15 protein-coding genes are annotated in these 13,989 nt (G+C 62.9%); 5 read left to right on the top strand and 10 right to left on the bottom strand.

What is annotated here, in order from left to right:
• Nucleotides 1-106: 106 nt before the first annotated feature.
• Both ACFI9K_RS03865 and ACFI9K_RS03860 read right to left on the bottom strand, forming a co-directional pair.
• Nucleotides 107-463 (bottom strand): universal stress protein, encoded by a 357-nt coding sequence (locus ACFI9K_RS03865; RefSeq protein ID WP_462662320.1) that lies wholly within the window; start codon nucleotides 461-463, stop codon nucleotides 107-109.
• Nucleotides 464-491: 28 nt separating this feature from the next.
• Nucleotides 492-1,961, bottom strand: coding sequence for a sugar porter family MFS transporter (locus ACFI9K_RS03860; protein ID WP_462662458.1), 1,470 nt, complete (start codon nucleotides 1,959-1,961; stop codon nucleotides 492-494).
• A 217-nt stretch (nucleotides 1,962-2,178) separates the two neighbouring features.
• Between ACFI9K_RS03860 and ACFI9K_RS03855 the strand changes: the two genes are divergently transcribed.
• Nucleotides 2,179-3,207, top strand: a complete 1,029-nt coding sequence (locus tag ACFI9K_RS03855; RefSeq protein WP_462662457.1) for a LacI family DNA-binding transcriptional regulator — start codon at nucleotides 2,179-2,181, stop codon at nucleotides 3,205-3,207.
• Between the two features lie 84 nt (nucleotides 3,208-3,291).
• Complete coding sequence (locus ACFI9K_RS03850) at nucleotides 3,292-3,432, top strand: hypothetical protein (RefSeq protein ID WP_462662319.1); 141 nt, start codon at nucleotides 3,292-3,294, stop codon at nucleotides 3,430-3,432.
• A 301-nt stretch (nucleotides 3,433-3,733) separates the two neighbouring features.
• Here ACFI9K_RS03850 and ACFI9K_RS03845 read toward each other — a convergent pair whose 3' ends face one another.
• The 3 genes from ACFI9K_RS03845 to ACFI9K_RS03835 all read right to left on the bottom strand — a co-directional run bounded on the left by ACFI9K_RS03845 (nucleotide 3,734) and on the right by ACFI9K_RS03835 (nucleotide 7,139).
• Nucleotides 3,734-4,231: a hypothetical protein gene (locus ACFI9K_RS03845; RefSeq protein ID WP_462662318.1), complete on the bottom strand. Its 498-nt coding sequence runs from the start codon at nucleotides 4,229-4,231 to the stop codon at nucleotides 3,734-3,736.
• Between the two features lie 117 nt (nucleotides 4,232-4,348).
• The gene (locus ACFI9K_RS03840) at nucleotides 4,349-6,139 is read right to left on the bottom strand and encodes an EAL domain-containing protein (RefSeq protein WP_462662317.1); all 1,791 of its coding nucleotides are present in this window, start codon (nucleotides 6,137-6,139) and stop codon (nucleotides 4,349-4,351) included.
• A gap of 274 nt (nucleotides 6,140-6,413) precedes the next feature.
• A complete protein-coding gene (locus tag ACFI9K_RS03835) occupies nucleotides 6,414-7,139 on the bottom strand; it encodes an SDR family oxidoreductase (RefSeq protein WP_462662316.1) in 726 nt (241 codons plus the stop codon).
• Between the two features lie 127 nt (nucleotides 7,140-7,266).
• Here ACFI9K_RS03835 and ACFI9K_RS03830 point away from each other — a divergent pair, with 127 nt between their 5' ends.
• The gene (locus ACFI9K_RS03830; RefSeq protein WP_462662315.1) at nucleotides 7,267-7,683 is read left to right on the top strand and encodes a MerR family transcriptional regulator; all 417 of its coding nucleotides are present in this window, start codon (nucleotides 7,267-7,269) and stop codon (nucleotides 7,681-7,683) included.
• Between the two features lie 48 nt (nucleotides 7,684-7,731).
• On the opposite strand, the gene ACFI9K_RS03825 is transcribed toward ACFI9K_RS03830, so the two are convergent.
• The gene (locus ACFI9K_RS03825) at nucleotides 7,732-8,898 is read right to left on the bottom strand and encodes an epoxide hydrolase family protein (RefSeq protein ID WP_462662314.1); all 1,167 of its coding nucleotides are present in this window, start codon (nucleotides 8,896-8,898) and stop codon (nucleotides 7,732-7,734) included.
• A gap of 114 nt (nucleotides 8,899-9,012) precedes the next feature.
• On the bottom strand, nucleotides 9,013-9,579 hold the full coding sequence (locus ACFI9K_RS03820) for a TetR/AcrR family transcriptional regulator (RefSeq protein ID WP_462662313.1): 567 nt from the start codon (nucleotides 9,577-9,579) through the stop codon (nucleotides 9,013-9,015).
• Nucleotides 9,580-9,657: 78 nt separating this feature from the next.
• Between ACFI9K_RS03820 and ACFI9K_RS03815 the strand changes: the two genes are divergently transcribed.
• Together ACFI9K_RS03815 and ACFI9K_RS03810 are read left to right on the top strand one after the other, a co-directional pair.
• Nucleotides 9,658-10,542, top strand: coding sequence for an NAD(P)H-binding protein (locus ACFI9K_RS03815; protein WP_462662312.1), 885 nt, complete (start codon nucleotides 9,658-9,660; stop codon nucleotides 10,540-10,542).
• On the top strand, nucleotides 10,539-10,934 hold the full coding sequence (locus ACFI9K_RS03810) for a nuclear transport factor 2 family protein (RefSeq protein WP_462662311.1): 396 nt from the start codon (nucleotides 10,539-10,541) through the stop codon (nucleotides 10,932-10,934). The genes ACFI9K_RS03815 and ACFI9K_RS03810 overlap by 4 nt, the downstream gene beginning before the upstream one ends.
• A 19-nt stretch (nucleotides 10,935-10,953) precedes the next feature.
• On the opposite strand, the gene budC is transcribed toward ACFI9K_RS03810, so the two are convergent.
• From budC to ACFI9K_RS03795, 3 genes are all read right to left on the bottom strand, one after another.
• Nucleotides 10,954-11,739 carry a meso-2,3-butanediol dehydrogenase gene (gene budC, locus ACFI9K_RS03805; RefSeq protein ID WP_462662310.1) on the bottom strand — a complete coding sequence of 262 codons (786 nt, stop codon included), beginning with the start codon at nucleotides 11,737-11,739 and terminating at the stop codon, nucleotides 10,954-10,956.
• 101 nt (nucleotides 11,740-11,840) lie between these two features.
• Entirely contained in the window at nucleotides 11,841-12,440 is a 600-nt protein-coding gene (locus tag ACFI9K_RS03800) for a TetR/AcrR family transcriptional regulator (RefSeq protein ID WP_462662309.1), read from the bottom strand.
• Between the two features lie 147 nt (nucleotides 12,441-12,587).
• Nucleotides 12,588-13,862 carry an ROK family protein gene (locus ACFI9K_RS03795; protein ID WP_462662308.1) on the bottom strand — a complete coding sequence of 425 codons (1,275 nt, stop codon included), beginning with the start codon at nucleotides 13,860-13,862 and terminating at the stop codon, nucleotides 12,588-12,590.
• Between the last annotated feature and the right edge of the window lie 127 nt (nucleotides 13,863-13,989).

The raw sequence follows: 13,989 nt of genomic DNA, 5'->3' as shown, positions 1-13,989 counted from the left end.
AGCTGCGCGCCCTTACCGACGAAAAGACCCTGCGTGACGTGGTGCGTCGCACAGGGTCTCGTCGTAGATGTTCATGCCGGCGGTGTTCGTGCCGGCGGTGGCCGGATCAGCTGGGTTGGACGCTCAGTACCGGGACGGGCGACATCATCAGCAGGCGCTGGGTGATGCTGCCCAGCAACGCTTTGCCGACTCGACTGCGTCTCTTGATTCCGATGACGAGTCGTGTCACTTCAGGATGTGCGTCGATCTCGTCGAGAACTGCTGTTGCTGGATCACGGTCTGCGCGTCCGGCACGGTCGATGACTCGCACGGCAAGCTCTGCATCGAGTCCGCTGACGTCGAGTCCGCCGAGAGTCAAATTCACCACGATCAGTTCGGTGCGCAGAGCACGTGCTTCGTCTGCCGCGAGGCGCAGTGCGTGGCGGCCCTCTTCGTTGTCTGATACTGCAACCAGTATTGCCATGTCGTACCGTCCTTTCGATGCGTTCGGGTCACGAGTACTCGCGACGGAATCCGGCCTCTAATTCTTCGAGTGATCGCCCGCGTGTTTCCGGTACCTGGGTGACGATGAAAATCAGCGCCAGGATCCCGAGCCCGACGAAGATGAAGAAGGTCGGCGCTATGCCCAGTGCCTCGACGACAGGCGGAAATGCCAGCGCGACAACCGCGTTGGCCAACCAGAGCATGAACACGCAGACTCCGATTGCGAAGCTGCGGATCTTGAGGGGGAAGATTTCGGCCAGCATGAGCCACACCAGAGGGCCGATGGTGCCCTGCATGCAGAAGACGAACAGCACGACGAAGACGAGGATGAAGTACGCCTTGGCAGTGCCGTCCGGCAGTAACAACGCGGACAGTCCGACGAGCAGGTGAAAGAAGGTCGTGAGCCCGAAGCCGGCTATGAGCATCGTGCGGCGGTTGACCTTGTTCATGATGAGTAGACCGACAGTGATGCCGAGAACACTGAACAACCCGTTGAGTGTGTTGGCGATGATCGCTGCGCTGTCGGAGAATCCCGCGTCGCTGAGAAGCTGTGTGCCGTAGTACATCACCGAGTTGATACCGGTGAACTGCTGAAATACTCCGAGGCCGACGCCGATGAAGATGAGCCGCCGGATCCAGCGGACGGACAGGTCCGCGGCACCTCCGGTCTGGGAGAGCCTCTCTTCTTCGGCCAGAGCATGCACTTCGGCCATCTCGGCCACAGCACGCTCATCGGTTCGCACTTGCTTCAGAACCGCCAGTGCCTCGTCGTCGCGGCCCTGCAGGACGAGCCAGCGCGGACTCTCGGGCATCCGCAGCATGCCGACGAACAGCGCGATCGCGGGGAAGAGTGCAACCACGAGCATGTACCGCCACACCGAATCGTGGTCACCCCAGATGTTGAAAATGATGGCATTGATGATGAAGGCCGCGAACTGGCCGCTCACGATCATGACTTCGTTGCGCGTGACCAGAGATCCTCGTCGTTCGGCAGGTGCAACCTCGGAGAGATAGACCGGGACGGTGGCGGACGCGCCACCGACTGCAAGACCGAGGACGAATCGGAATACCGCGAGCACCTCCCACGACGGGGCGAGCACACACCCGATCGTGCCGAGAGCGAAGACGCCGGAGAGCAGCAAGATATTGTGGCGTCGCCCGTATTTATCGGACAGGCGCCCTCCGACCAGTGCGCCGATCGCGGCACCGAAGATGAGAATGCTGACGACGAGGCCTTCGGTGAACGACGTGAGCCCGAGGTCGTCCTTCATCGGTTCGAGCGCACCGTTGATGACACCGGTGTCGTAGCCGAACAGTAGCCCGCCGAATGTTGCGACGACGGCTATGACGCCCAGCCGTCGGGAATGTGTCCCCGGGGTGTCGGGTGGGAGCGCACTCCGTGAGGTTGGTTGAGCTGAAGACATCTGTTTCTCATCCTCCGATACCCGTGGGTGGCGATGTGCTGGCGAGCAGGAAATCCATGTTTGTATGTCTTAACATATCGACAGCCAAATGAGAAGTGGGTCACAGGTCGGGCCGAGGTCATACGATCGAACGTGCGGGCGTCGAGGCCGTCCGGCGGTACGGTTTCGGCAGAGGTGTCCGGGCACAGGGGGGGAAGTGGCTGCGAGCGAGCAGGACGATCACCGCCCGGATGCTGTTGCGCAGCCCAGAGCGCGAGCTCGAAAACCCACGATGGACGACATTGCCGTCCGGGCTGGGGTGTCACGCACGCTCGTGTCGTTCGTTCTCGGAGGTAAGGCCGGCGCGGGAGAGCGAACACGCGAGCGCGTCCTTCGGATCGCTGCTGAGCTCGGATACACACCCGACGCGACCGCACAGCTGTTGGCACGCGGACGCAGCCGGACCATCGGAGTGTTGGTCGACGTCGAGCAGCCGTTCCAGGCTCAGTTGGTGAAGCGGATCTATCCGGCTGCGCAAGCCGCTGGTTACGAGGTTCTACTCTCGGCCAGCGCACCGGGCCGCGACGAAGTGGCCGCCGTCGAATCTCTGATCGGCCACCGATGTGAAGGGCTGATCCTGCTCGGCCCGAGTTCGGGGCAATCGTATTTCGAGGAGTTGGAAGAGCGAGCCGTCGTCGTTGTCGTGGCAAAACCGTTGCCTCCGAGCAACTTCGACAGTGTGCGCAGCGCCGACGACAGTGGCGTTCGGCAATCCGTCGACCATCTGATCGAACTGGGGCACCGCGAGATCTATCACATCGACGGGGGATCCGGTCCAGGATCTGCGATCAGAAGCGACGCTTATCGCGTCGAGATGGATCGACGCAACCTGGGCGATCGAACTCGAGTGATCGCCGGAGCCCATGACGAGGCCTCGGGGGTCGCGGCAGGACATCTCATGCTGGACGAAGGCGTCTTGCCGACGGCGGTTCTTGCGGGCAACGATCGCTGCGCGTTGGGCCTCATGGATGCACTCGACCGCGCCGGAATCGATGTGCCCGGGGACGTGTCGATCGTCGGGTACGACGACAGCGACCTTGCGCGGCTCTCTCGAATCGATCTGACGACCGTGCGGCAGGATGTCGACGCTCTGGCCGAGAACGCCGTTGCGTTCGCGGTGACGCGCCTGGAGGACGTCTCCGCGCCGGCGTCCGAGATGATCGTCGAACCGCATCTCGTCGTGCGCGGAAGCACCGGACCAGTGCGTGCTGCCGAGCGAGTTCGCGCCTTGAAGCGACGAGGCTTCCAACCGAACTCTTGACTTCAGTGTGTGATGTAGCCCATAGTTGCTCTACTAACGCGCTTAAGTAACTGCGTCTCACGACGCACGGAACTGGGAGATCAGATGTCGAACTTCGTCGAGGCCGGCGGTACCGCGGTCAAGTCCGCTGCCGCCGCAATCGCATTCGCTGTCATGCTGTTCGTGTTGATTCTCGGCTTCGTCGCATCCGGAGTCATCGGGGTCGCGGGGGCCATCAGGAACTGAAGCGGACTCCCGTGGGGACCCCCGCGGCCATCTGCCGGGGTTGGATCACCTAGGGGCCTGCGGCTGAGCCACCGTCCCTCGTGTCATCGAGGGGGCTCGGTACCACCTCGGTCGGCTCGCAGCCGGCGATGCGTCCCAGTGCTCTCGCCACCGCTGAATCCGCCAGTGCCGACACGTTCCGCGACATCGATGTCGGATCGATGTGGGCGATGCGGTCCAACCGTGTCGTTGTCGAGGACGGTCCATCCTGCCGATGAGCGGGAAGCTCGCTCGGTGTCTCGAGGTCGGCCACGCCTCGAGTTCAGTCGGGGTAGTTGCCGGTGGTCAGCCAGTGATCGAGTTTCGCCTTCATTGCCTTCGCGCTTCGTTGCGGTCTGATGACGTCTCGCATCCAACCTCCCTGGGGTTGATCGGCTCCTGCGATGTTTGTTTCCTGGTCGCCGAACTGCACAGCAACGATGCGTGGAGCAGAATCGTAGTGCTCGACGATGCGAAATGCCGTCACCGATCCGCGTGGAATTGTTGCGTACGGACCTTGTCGGTTATGCAGGACGAGCTCCGAGGAATACACAACAGTGTGTTCGGAAAATCGGCGGGCCAACACCCACTGTATGCCGGCCCCGACTACTGCGACGGCCGCCATGGGGAGCAGAGTCGTCGAACGTGTGACAGCGGCACTGATGAGGAGGCCGAGTGCAAGTAAAAGAAACACAGCGGCCACGACCTTGAATCCGGTGAGACGCCACGGGGATCCACCCAGCCGCCCGATCGGTGCAACGCCTGCGCAGTGATCCTCCATGTCATGTTCCTACGCGATTGCGCGAACTATGGCCAGAGATCGGCCGAAGTGCAAGGCACAGTGCGGTTTACGACGTCATTGCACCGCGGTCTGCAGCCGCCCATACCTGGCCGGTCATCAGCCGAATCGCGGTAGTTCGGGGCGCGCCAGATAAAAGCCCTGAACGAGGTGAGCGCCCAACGCTCGGGCGGACTCGAGGTCCTCGGCGGTCTCGATTCCCTCGAATACGCAACGCGCTTCGGTGCGGTGGGCGAACGTCACGATTGCTTCGGCAGCTGCTCTTCGGGCGATGTCGGTGTGTGACCCTCGGACGATGAAGGCGTCCAGTTTGAGAATATCGGGGACGAGGTCCACCAGCTGCCGGATGCCGGCGTACCCGGAGCCGACATCGTCGAGCGCAATCTGCACGCCGGACTGTCGGAGTCGGTTCAAGACGCTTCGTAGCGCCGGATAATGCTGTGCGTCTTCGTGTTCGGTGAGTTCGACCACGATCTGTCGGTGTTGGACGTCGAGCAGGAGTTCGGGCATATCGGCAGTGAGAAGTGTGGCGGCCGAAACGTTCAGTGCGAGGAAAGCGTCCGACGGTAGAGTCTCGGAAGCCGCGAGCGCACCCACGATGGCCGCGCGTTCGAGGTCTGGGCCCAGGCCTACCGCCGTCGCGTCAGCGAACCACTGTTCAGTCGTGCTGGTGGTGTTCGGGAACCTCGACAGTGCTTCGTATCCGGCGATACCCAGGTCCGCTGCGGTGAAGATCGGCTGGAAGGCGATGGCGGGCCCACCAGCAGCAATCAAGGTCCGAACACGATCGGCAATGCGTTCGCTCATCTCTCGCGTCGGTCGGGGTTTACCTTGGAATTCCTGCACATTGGACCGTCTGCGCAGTTCGGCTGCGTCGAGTGCGCGCTGCACCATCCATGCGGAGCCTGCTCCGCGGGCCGTGGCCGACCCGGACACCGTTGCAACCCCGCAGGAAAGCGCGATCGGCGCAGTGCTCAATCGGTGCTCAGCAAGTCGGCCTTCGAAGTCGTGCAGCGTTGTCACAAGATCGTCGGACACTTCCTTCCAGCGGCAGATGACGAAATCGCCCGGTGCGGTCCGAGCGATCACGTCTCCGTGATGTGCATTGCCCCGCAACAATTCTGTGGTTTCTACTACCGCTGCTCGTTGGACGGCACGGCCGAACTTTCTCCCGAGGTTCTCGAAATCGCTTATCGTGACCGAGACCGCGAGAAGCGTGGCGCTTTGCCCGGGCGGCGGTTCTCGAACGCCGAGAGTCGATTCGAGTCCCAGACGGTTGAACAGGCCGGTCTCCCGGTCGTTCTGGGCCCGGGCGATCTGCCTGTAGAGCTGACCGAGATACATCTGCACGGCGAGTGGGGCAGCGAGGAGAGCGGAGATGGTGAGGAAACGGGAGACCACCAACCACGGGTCCGTCGTCTCTTCGAGCGCGCCGGCGGCCAACCATATGGCAACTGCCACGGCGTACAGCGTGTGCGAGATGAACGCCGCTCGACTGACCAGAACCAAGGCGAAGAGCGAGACGATCGACAGCAGGGCCGCCCCGGGAAGTGCGTCGAAAGGCGATTCGAAGACGCCCAGAACCGCGACGATGCCGATGTCTGCGTACAGGAGAAACAGCCAGTCGTACCTGCCGCTCCACGCTCGTGTGAACCACACCAGTGATACCGGCACAGTGGATGCCGCAAATGTCAGGACTACAGCGTTCCCGTAGTCGTTCAAACCGTCGGAGGGCAACAGGATCATGCCGGCGGCACCGATCAGCAAGGTTGCCACTCCGATGAACCGCCGCACCGCCCGAACGCGTCGTTGCCCCAACACGACGGCGATCAGACCGTTGCCGACCTGTGGCTGCATCCACAACGGCGCGAGTGACCAGGATTTGCCCACTAGACGGCTCCCAAAACGTATCGCACGATGTGGATCGGGAGCGCCCCGTTCTTGCGTTTCTCGAATATATAGGCGGTCCGCGAACCTTGGGGGTTTTGGGCCGAGGGCAACCGTACTTCGGAGGGCCACGACCGAGCATACTCAGCGATAATCCTGCTGTCGCAGAAGCGGTACTTCTCATGGGGGACGGCCTCTACTTCGTCGCCGCATCGGCTGGACTGAACACGTTGTGAATCGGCTCATCGACACCCGCCCTGAGGCGTAGCACTCGGGTTCAGTTCGCTCCGAGTAGTTCGGCCATCTGTGCGTAGAAAGCTGCGGGATCGCCTGCGAGCGAACGTTTCACCATGGCGGTCCATTCGTCGACGATGATCTCGATGGAGCCGTTGGCCAGACCGTCCAGAGCTGCGACAGGGACCGTGCGGGGGTCGATCTTCGGTCCGTCGTAGCCGGCGGCGATGTCGGTGTCGGCAGCGCCGAGCAGAACCCCTTGCACGAAGGTTCCCTGCGCAGCAAGTTCGAGGCGCACGCCGTTCGTCATGTTCCACTCGGCGGCCTTCGCGGCGGAGTAGGCACCGGATTGCGTGGTGGAGAACCAGGACAGAGCGGACAAGATGTTGATGATGGAGCCACCACCGTGTGCCGCAAGGATCGGGGCGAAAGCACGAATGACGTTCAGTGTGCCCCAGAAATGCGTGTCCATCTCGCGTCGAATTTCCGTGAGGTCACCGGTGACGAGCGTGGCACCGGTGGAGATGCCTGCATTGTTGACGAGCAACGTGATATCGGACGCCGAAGATGCTGCTGCGGTTATCGATTCGTTGTCGAGCAGGTCGAGCGCCACCGGCACCACCCGGGTGTCGTCGAAGTCGAGTGTTTCGGGTCTGCGGGCCGTCGCGTACACCTTCGCGGCACCACGGTCGAGCAACTCGAGAACGAACTGACGGCCGATGCCGCGGTTGGCTCCGGTGACGAGGGCGATCTGATCGGAGAAGTCCATGGGGACCTTGCTTTCATCGTGAGGTGTCTTTTTCGGCCCTGATCGGTCCGACATCGACAACGCTAGAACTTCACGTTAACGTCAAGGGCAAGTCCGAAAGGCAAATCTTCACCAGGGGAGCAGTGGGATGCGAATAGGCGAAGTCGCGCACCTGGCAGGCGTGAGCACTCGAGCCCTGCGCTACTACGAAGAGCAGGGTTTGTTGGCGTCCGAACGTACCTCCAGCGAGCAGCGTGTCTACCCCGAGTCCGCGGTAGAGCGCGTCAAGCTCCTCCAGCAACTCTTCTCGGCGGGTCTGTCGAGTCGAAAGATCCTGCAACTGCTGCCCTGTATCGACAGCGGCCAGAGTTCACCCGAGGCTTTCGAGATCATGAGAGTCGAACGCGACCGCATCACCGCGGCGATGGCCGATTTGGCCGCCACGCGCGACGTCCTCGACCGAATGATCGATATTGCACACAACCCGACACCTGAACATTGTCCTGCCCTTCGGGAAATCCCCTGGGCTCCGCTCGAGGCCGACAGATCTACAGTCGCCTCCTGATCGTCGTCGGCCTGAATGCACGGGGCGAGTCGACGTCTCCCGATCGATCTACCCGAAAGTCGAACGGTACGGCCGGAAGAAGTCACGCAGTTCTTGCGCGTACAGTTCCGGCTCCACGAAGGGCGCGAAGTGCCCACCGCGTGGAAGGTCTTTAACACGAACGACGTTCGCGACGCGGTCGAGCCACTCGCGGGGCGGATTCGTGAAAAGGTCACCCGCAAAGAACGAGAACCCCGACGGCACCTCGACGCGGCGGGCGTGCTGCTCCAGCGGAATGGACGTGTTGGCGTTGTACATACGCATCGACGATCCGATGGTTTCGGTGAGCCAGTAGAGGGTGACGTCGGTGAGGATCTCGTCTTTGCTGAAGCTGCGCTCGATGTCCCCGTCGGAGTCGGTCCACGCGCGCAGCTTCTCGACGATCCACGCGGCCAAGCCGGCCGGGGAATCGGTCAACCCGACGGCAGCGGTCTGCGGCTTCGTACGGTGCATCGCAGCATATGCGCCCTCTGCATTGCCCCACGCGGCGGAGCTGTCCAGGAAGTCCTGCTCCTGTGGTGTCAGCTCGGTGCGGTCACCCGTGAACACGGGCAGCCCCGCATCCATGCGGTGGACGGCCACGACAGACTCGGGGTGGTCCAGTGCCAGGTAGCGACTCACGCCGCTGCCGATGTCACCTCCCGCAGCCCCGTAACGGGAGTACCCCAGAATATCCATCAGGTCAGCCCAAAGACCAGCCACCGCAATCGTATTCAGAGGGGCACCTGTGGGCCTGTCCGAATAGCCGTAGCCCGGCATGTCGGGCACGACGACGTCGAAGGCATCGGCGGGGTCGGCACCGTGTGCGACGGGATCGGTCAGCAGCGACACCACTTTCGAGTAACGCCAGAACGAGTCCGGCCAACCGTGACTGAGGACCACCGGCAGAACGGGGCCTACCGGAGACACCGCCCGCGCATGCAGGTAGTGGATGCCCAAACCGCAGACCTCGACCCGAAAGCGAGGATGTCTCGACAGAGTCGACTCCTGTGCAGTCCAGTCGAATTCCTCGGCCCAGTAGTCGACGAGTTCACGCAGATACTCGACGTCGACACCGAGTGACCACCCAGCATCAGCGGGATCGTCCGGCCACCGCGTCGCACGAAGTCGCGTTCTCAAGTCATCCAGCGCTGCAGCAGAAGTCGTCGAGACAAATGGTTCGGGACGAGGCGACATGAAACGGAGTCTAGGTCCGGATGTTTCGACCGACAGGAATTTTCCGGTGCCCTCAGCGACAAGCGCATCTTGGTGTCGAGGTCTCGGGCGGTGATGCAGCAACGGGACCGATCGCTAGTTCTGGGTACGGCGTGCGATGCTGCCGATCAGCGATCGCGCCGTTGCCTCGACATCGGCAATGATGTCCGTGGGGTGCAGTCCGCCTGTCAACAGATGTTCGAGCAGGTCCGACCGAACTCCGGCCAGCAGTAGGTGCGCCAGGTAAGAGGCGTCGACCTCGTCGGTCGTGTCATGAATAATGTCCGAGATCAGGGAATGCCACCACCCGTAAGTGGCTGCGTCGTAGGGGCTTCCGGAGCCCAGTTGTTCAAGCGCCGAAGACAGCAGGCGATTGTCGAGCTTGAACCGGGTGAGTGCGCCCAGAACGGCGATCAAACGCTCTTCCGGAGGTCTGGACGCGCCGAGATCACCGTCGGATGACGTGATGGCCTCGCGCAGTGGTGCACTGCGCTGGGTCATCACAGCTTTGAGCAGCGTTGCCTTGTCTGCGTATGCCCGGTAAACAGTGCCCTTGCCGACTTTCGCGCGAGCGGCGACACCCGACATCGTCACATCCTCCAACGACTCCGAGGATCGAAGCAGCTCGTCGGCAGCCTCGAGGATCGACTGGGTGTTTCGCATTGCGTCGACTCTGTCGCGTTCGGGCACCTGCACCTCCATCAAGCGGACCGGCGGTCCGTTTTTTGCTAGTCTGTCGTCATGACTCATTCTCAGCCTAAACGCGATGGCATGCAGCGAGTGTTGGTGATCGGCGCCAGCGGTACCACCGGCAGTCGAATCGTTCAGCGTCTCCACCGGTCGGTGAAGGTTCGCGCAGGGTCACGGAACGGTGGCCGGCAGTTGCACGAGAACATCGAGTGGGCGCGCTTCGACTGGAACGACCCGAGTACGTACGTCCCGGTCATGTCGGACGTCGATGCCGCGTATCTGATCCCGCCGAGCGGAGTTGCCGAACCCGCACGGATGCTGATCGACTGGTGCGAGAAGGCAACCACCGCGGGTGTGAAGCGGGTCGTGTTGCACGGCGCTCAGTCGATCGGCCCCGAGGACGGCGGATTGGGAGCCGCGTACCGAGCGCTGCCTACTTCGGTTGCCGAGTGGGCAATTCTTCGGCCGTCGTGGTTCATGCAGAACTTCCTCGGCAATCACCCGCAGGCACGATCGATTCGTCTCGGCAATATCGTGCGGACGGGCACCGGTGATGGCCGGGTGGGGTTCGTGGACGCCGACGACATCGCCGCCGTCGCGGTGCGGGCACTACTCGACGAGCCGTTGCAACGCGAGGTAGTGATCACCGGACCCGAGTCGCTGGCCTACGACGACATTGCCGATGTGCTCTCGCGCGTGCTGGGACGGCCGATCGCACATGATCGGGTCAGTGAGAACGTCCTGATCGAGCAGGTCTTCGGTGACCTCCCCAGAGAAATGGCGGAAATGTTGGCGCACATGGATACTCGTATTGCGCGTGGTGAATGGGACTGCATCACCGACGAGGTCGAGGCCGTCACCGGCCGCCCGCCACGATCGTTCGAGTCGTTCGCCGAGGCGCATCGCGAGCAGTTGCTCTCGCCGGTGAGCGCATGAACGCCCTCGACATGTATCGCAGGCATCTCGAGGCATCAGCGGTCGGTGACGAAGCGACTCTGCGGGAAATCTGGGATGCCGACGGTGTCGTGGAGTTCCCCTACGCGCCGGCCGTCGGGAGCCCCGAGAGGCTGGACGGTATCGATCGCATAGTCGAGTACTTCACCGGGTTGAAACTGTTCGGACAGTTCACATTCGGGACGATCGACGTGTGGCCACTGGGCGATGCTCGAACGCACTGGCTCGCCGAACTGCACGCATCGAGCGTGGTGCTGGCAACCGGCCGTCCGTACGAGCAGGACTACATCGTGCGGTTTTCGCTCGGCTCGTCGGAGCGGCTGGAATGGATGCGCGAGTACTGGGATCCGACACGCGTCACCGGTCCCTCCTGAACGGGAAGCGGGGGAGGTGTCACCCCGCGATGTGTGCCTGGCCCGTCGATGCCGATGTGCCCCCGTCGACCGGGAGGATCACGCCGTTGATGTATTTCGCGGCGTCGCTGGCCAGAAACAGGAATGCCGAGGAGATGTCGTCCGTCTCCGCGAGGCGTCCCATCGCAACGCGACTCTCGAATTGCGCACGGACGGCTGGATTTTGCGTGATACCGGCGACGGCATCGGTGTTGGTGACCGACGGTGCCACTCCATTGACCCGTACTCCCTTGGCGGCCCAATCCAAGGCCAGGGACTGCACGAACAGGGAGACTGCACCCTTGGATGCGTTGTACACGGCCTGATTCCAGTCGCCACGCAGTCCGGACACGCTCGAGGTGGCGATCAGTGTGCCTCGACGTTCCGCGAGCACCGGCAGTGTCTGCTGGGCGACGTGAAAGAACCCGTCGATGTTGGTCGCCCGGAGGCTCGCCCACGCCTCGGGTGAGACATCGGTGATGTCTCCAGGGACGAACTGCGCTGCGTTACTGATGACGACGTCGATGCCGCCCTGATCGCGAACCGTCGATTCGACCAGCTCCCGCACCTGCTCAGGATCGGAGATGTCCGCCGCGACTGTCGAAACCGACCCGGACGGCAGGCTCTGGGCTGCGGACGTGAGCTTGGCTCGGTCACGGCCGACCATGACGACGTGGGCACCGGATCGAACGAAATCGGTCGCCACCTGAAGGCCGATGCCGCTCGTGCCACCGGTCACGATGACGACGTTGTCGGTGAAGTCGAATGTTGCTGTTCTGGTTGTCATTTCGGGTCCGTTCTCGATGATCCACCCACTGCGGGCGGGTCGTGTCACCGAGGCTACCCCATTCTGTACCGATTGGACAATAACTCGATTCGGGCGGGCGGTTACGTCTTCCGGGTGGTGCGCGGGATCATGGCTAACAGCTGCTCGAGTGCGGCCTCGACGTGGTCCAGCGCGACCCCGCCCTTGCGCAGTGCCTCGAAGCCGCGCGCGGCCGTCAGCAGCGCCCAAGCCAGAGCGTCCGCGTCGACGTCGTCCGAGACGTCACCTTCCTCCTGTGCGAGAGCGACACACGACGCCAGATCGTCGTGCCACCGCGCGAGGGAGGCTTCGACCACGGTGGACACCGCCGCATCGTGCGAGGCGAGTTCGGCCGCAGCTTTTGCCATCATGCAACCGCGGGGGCGTGGGTCGGCGGCCCCTCCGCGGGCGGTGGCCCTCAGGTGTCGGATCAGCCTGTCGATGGCGCGGCCACCCGTCGTCAGTTCGTCGTGCGTGTGCGCAACGACGTCGGCGCAATAACCCTCGAGGGTTCGTACGAAAAGGGCGTGTTTGTCGCCGAAGGCGCCGTACAAGCTGCCCTTTCCCAATCCGGTTGCGGCCGTCAGGTCCGCCATGGACGTCCCGGCATAGCCGGATGTCCAGAACTGGTCTCGAGCAGAGTCGAGGACAGCGTTTTCGTCGAATTCACGAGGTCGAGGCATGTCACGACGATACCCTTTATGTACTGTTCAGTCCATAATTGAGATCGACGATCGGTGGCACAGAAGGCATCAACTCGAGCCGGCAGGAGAACTGCGGAAAGGCTGAAAACTATGCACGTTCAGTTCATATGGCACATATGTCGAGGATTACGCGGAGATGCTGCCCGAGGTGGATTTCTGCAGCGGCGCTGCGAAGCCGAGCGGTGAACCGCTCGGTGCCCACAAGCCGAGCATGTCCGGATCGAAAAGGTGCTCGACGGCGAGAATGGCCGCGCCGACGACCCCCTCGGTGTGGTCCAGGGACGCGCGCCGAACCGTCAGGTGTCGGCCCGCGAGGGCGGTTGTTCGGTGTCGCAGAGCGTGCTCGAGTTCGGCGAAGAATTCGTCGCCCAGCCGAAGCGCGCCGCCTCCGATGACAACCGTTCCCGGGTTGGCGAAGTTGACCAGATTCGCCGTTGTCGTCCCTACCGTGGCGGCGCTGGTGTGCAGCATCGTGAGGGTCAGCGGGTCGCCCGCCGAGAACGCGGTGGCGATGTCGCCGGCAGACAACGCATCTCTGCCGCGGAGCGAGGCGGTGAGAACAGGACTCTCGGACGCATGTGCCGTCAGCCGCCGGGCGATGCTCCATCCGCCCGCGACGGCCTCGAGGCATCCGGTACGTCCGCAGCGGCACAGGATGGTCGGGTCTTCGGTGACCTGGATGTGGCCGATGTCCCCGGCCGCTCCCGAATCTCCGCGGAACACCTTTCCGCGGGAAATCAGCCCACCGCCTATGCCGGTGTCCAGGAAGATGTACAGCAGATCTCGCCCATCGGCCGGCCGGCCCCTGTGCCACTCTCCCAGCGCCATCAGATTCACATCGTTGTCCACCCACACGGGTGCGTCGTACCTCTCGCGCAGCCACGAGCGAACGCTGTAGTCGTCCCAGCCGGGCATGATCGGGGGATCGACGAGTCGGCCGGATCCGAAGTCGACCGGCCCAGCGACACCTATTCCGAAACCCCAAGGGCGCGTGCCGGTTCGACGAGCAAGGCTGACGAACATCTCGTCCAGATGCTCCATCGTCGCGTCGGGACCGAGTGAGGAGTTCCAGTCCATGTGCTGCTTGGCCTTCAGGTTGCCGTCGAGGTCCGCGACGGCAGCGGTGAGCTCCTCGGCACCGATCACGCCGGCGAAAACATGACCGGCGTCCGCGCAGAAGCGCAGTGACCGTGACGGACGGCCGCCACCCGAGGGCGTGAGCTCACCGTCCGCGAGCAGGCCCGCCGCCAGAGCAGTCTGAACACGTTGGTGGACGACCTTGCGGCCCAGGCCTGTCTCCAGTTCCAGTTCCGGCCGCGTGCGTGCGCGGCCGGACCGAACGAGATTGATGATGCGGCCTTGAACGAACGCCTCCTGAGGGGACGGTGCTGGCATGCTCATGGAGACCTCCGTCTGGCTGGTTTGCCTATCTTAGGTTCCCTACGGACGATACGACCAGTGGTGGGGTGCGTTTGACCGTGTTTATAAGCGCTGCTGATAGTGGTCATATTGGTTACTTGTTTGACTG

The sequence above is a fragment of the Rhodococcus sp. PSi06 genome (genome assembly GCF_054960675.1).
Note: the sequence above shows the minus strand (reverse complement) of the source record. Positions and strands in the feature narration are given on the sequence as shown.

Excerpts from the sequence above, each read along its gene's own strand:
- ACFI9K_RS03845 (WP_462662318.1), bottom strand. The coding sequence starts at position 4,231 with ATGGAGGATCACTGCGCAGGCGTTGCACCGATCGGGCGGCTGGGTGGA.
- ACFI9K_RS03850 (WP_462662319.1), top strand. The coding sequence starts at position 3,292 with ATGTCGAACTTCGTCGAGGCCGGCGGTACCGCGGTCAAGTCCGCTGCC.
- ACFI9K_RS03795 (WP_462662308.1), bottom strand. The coding sequence starts at position 13,862 with ATGAGCATGCCAGCACCGTCCCCTCAGGAGGCGTTCGTTCAAGGCCGC.
- budC (WP_462662310.1), bottom strand. The coding sequence starts at position 11,739 with ATGACAACCAGAACAGCAACATTCGACTTCACCGACAACGTCGTCATC.
- ACFI9K_RS03825 (WP_462662314.1), bottom strand. The coding sequence starts at position 8,898 with ATGTCGCCTCGTCCCGAACCATTTGTCTCGACGACTTCTGCTGCAGCG.
- ACFI9K_RS03820 (WP_462662313.1), bottom strand. The coding sequence starts at position 9,579 with ATGCGAAACACCCAGTCGATCCTCGAGGCTGCCGACGAGCTGCTTCGA.
- ACFI9K_RS03800 (WP_462662309.1), bottom strand. The coding sequence starts at position 12,440 with ATGCCTCGACCTCGTGAATTCGACGAAAACGCTGTCCTCGACTCTGCT.
- ACFI9K_RS03815 (WP_462662312.1), top strand. The coding sequence starts at position 9,658 with ATGACTCATTCTCAGCCTAAACGCGATGGCATGCAGCGAGTGTTGGTG.
- ACFI9K_RS03810 (WP_462662311.1), top strand. The coding sequence starts at position 10,539 with ATGAACGCCCTCGACATGTATCGCAGGCATCTCGAGGCATCAGCGGTC.
- ACFI9K_RS03865 (WP_462662320.1), bottom strand. The coding sequence starts at position 463 with ATGGCAATACTGGTTGCAGTATCAGACAACGAAGAGGGCCGCCACGCA.
- ACFI9K_RS03835 (WP_462662316.1), bottom strand. The coding sequence starts at position 7,139 with ATGGACTTCTCCGATCAGATCGCCCTCGTCACCGGAGCCAACCGCGGC.
- ACFI9K_RS03830 (WP_462662315.1), top strand. The coding sequence starts at position 7,267 with ATGCGAATAGGCGAAGTCGCGCACCTGGCAGGCGTGAGCACTCGAGCC.
- ACFI9K_RS03855 (WP_462662457.1), top strand. The coding sequence starts at position 2,179 with ATGGACGACATTGCCGTCCGGGCTGGGGTGTCACGCACGCTCGTGTCG.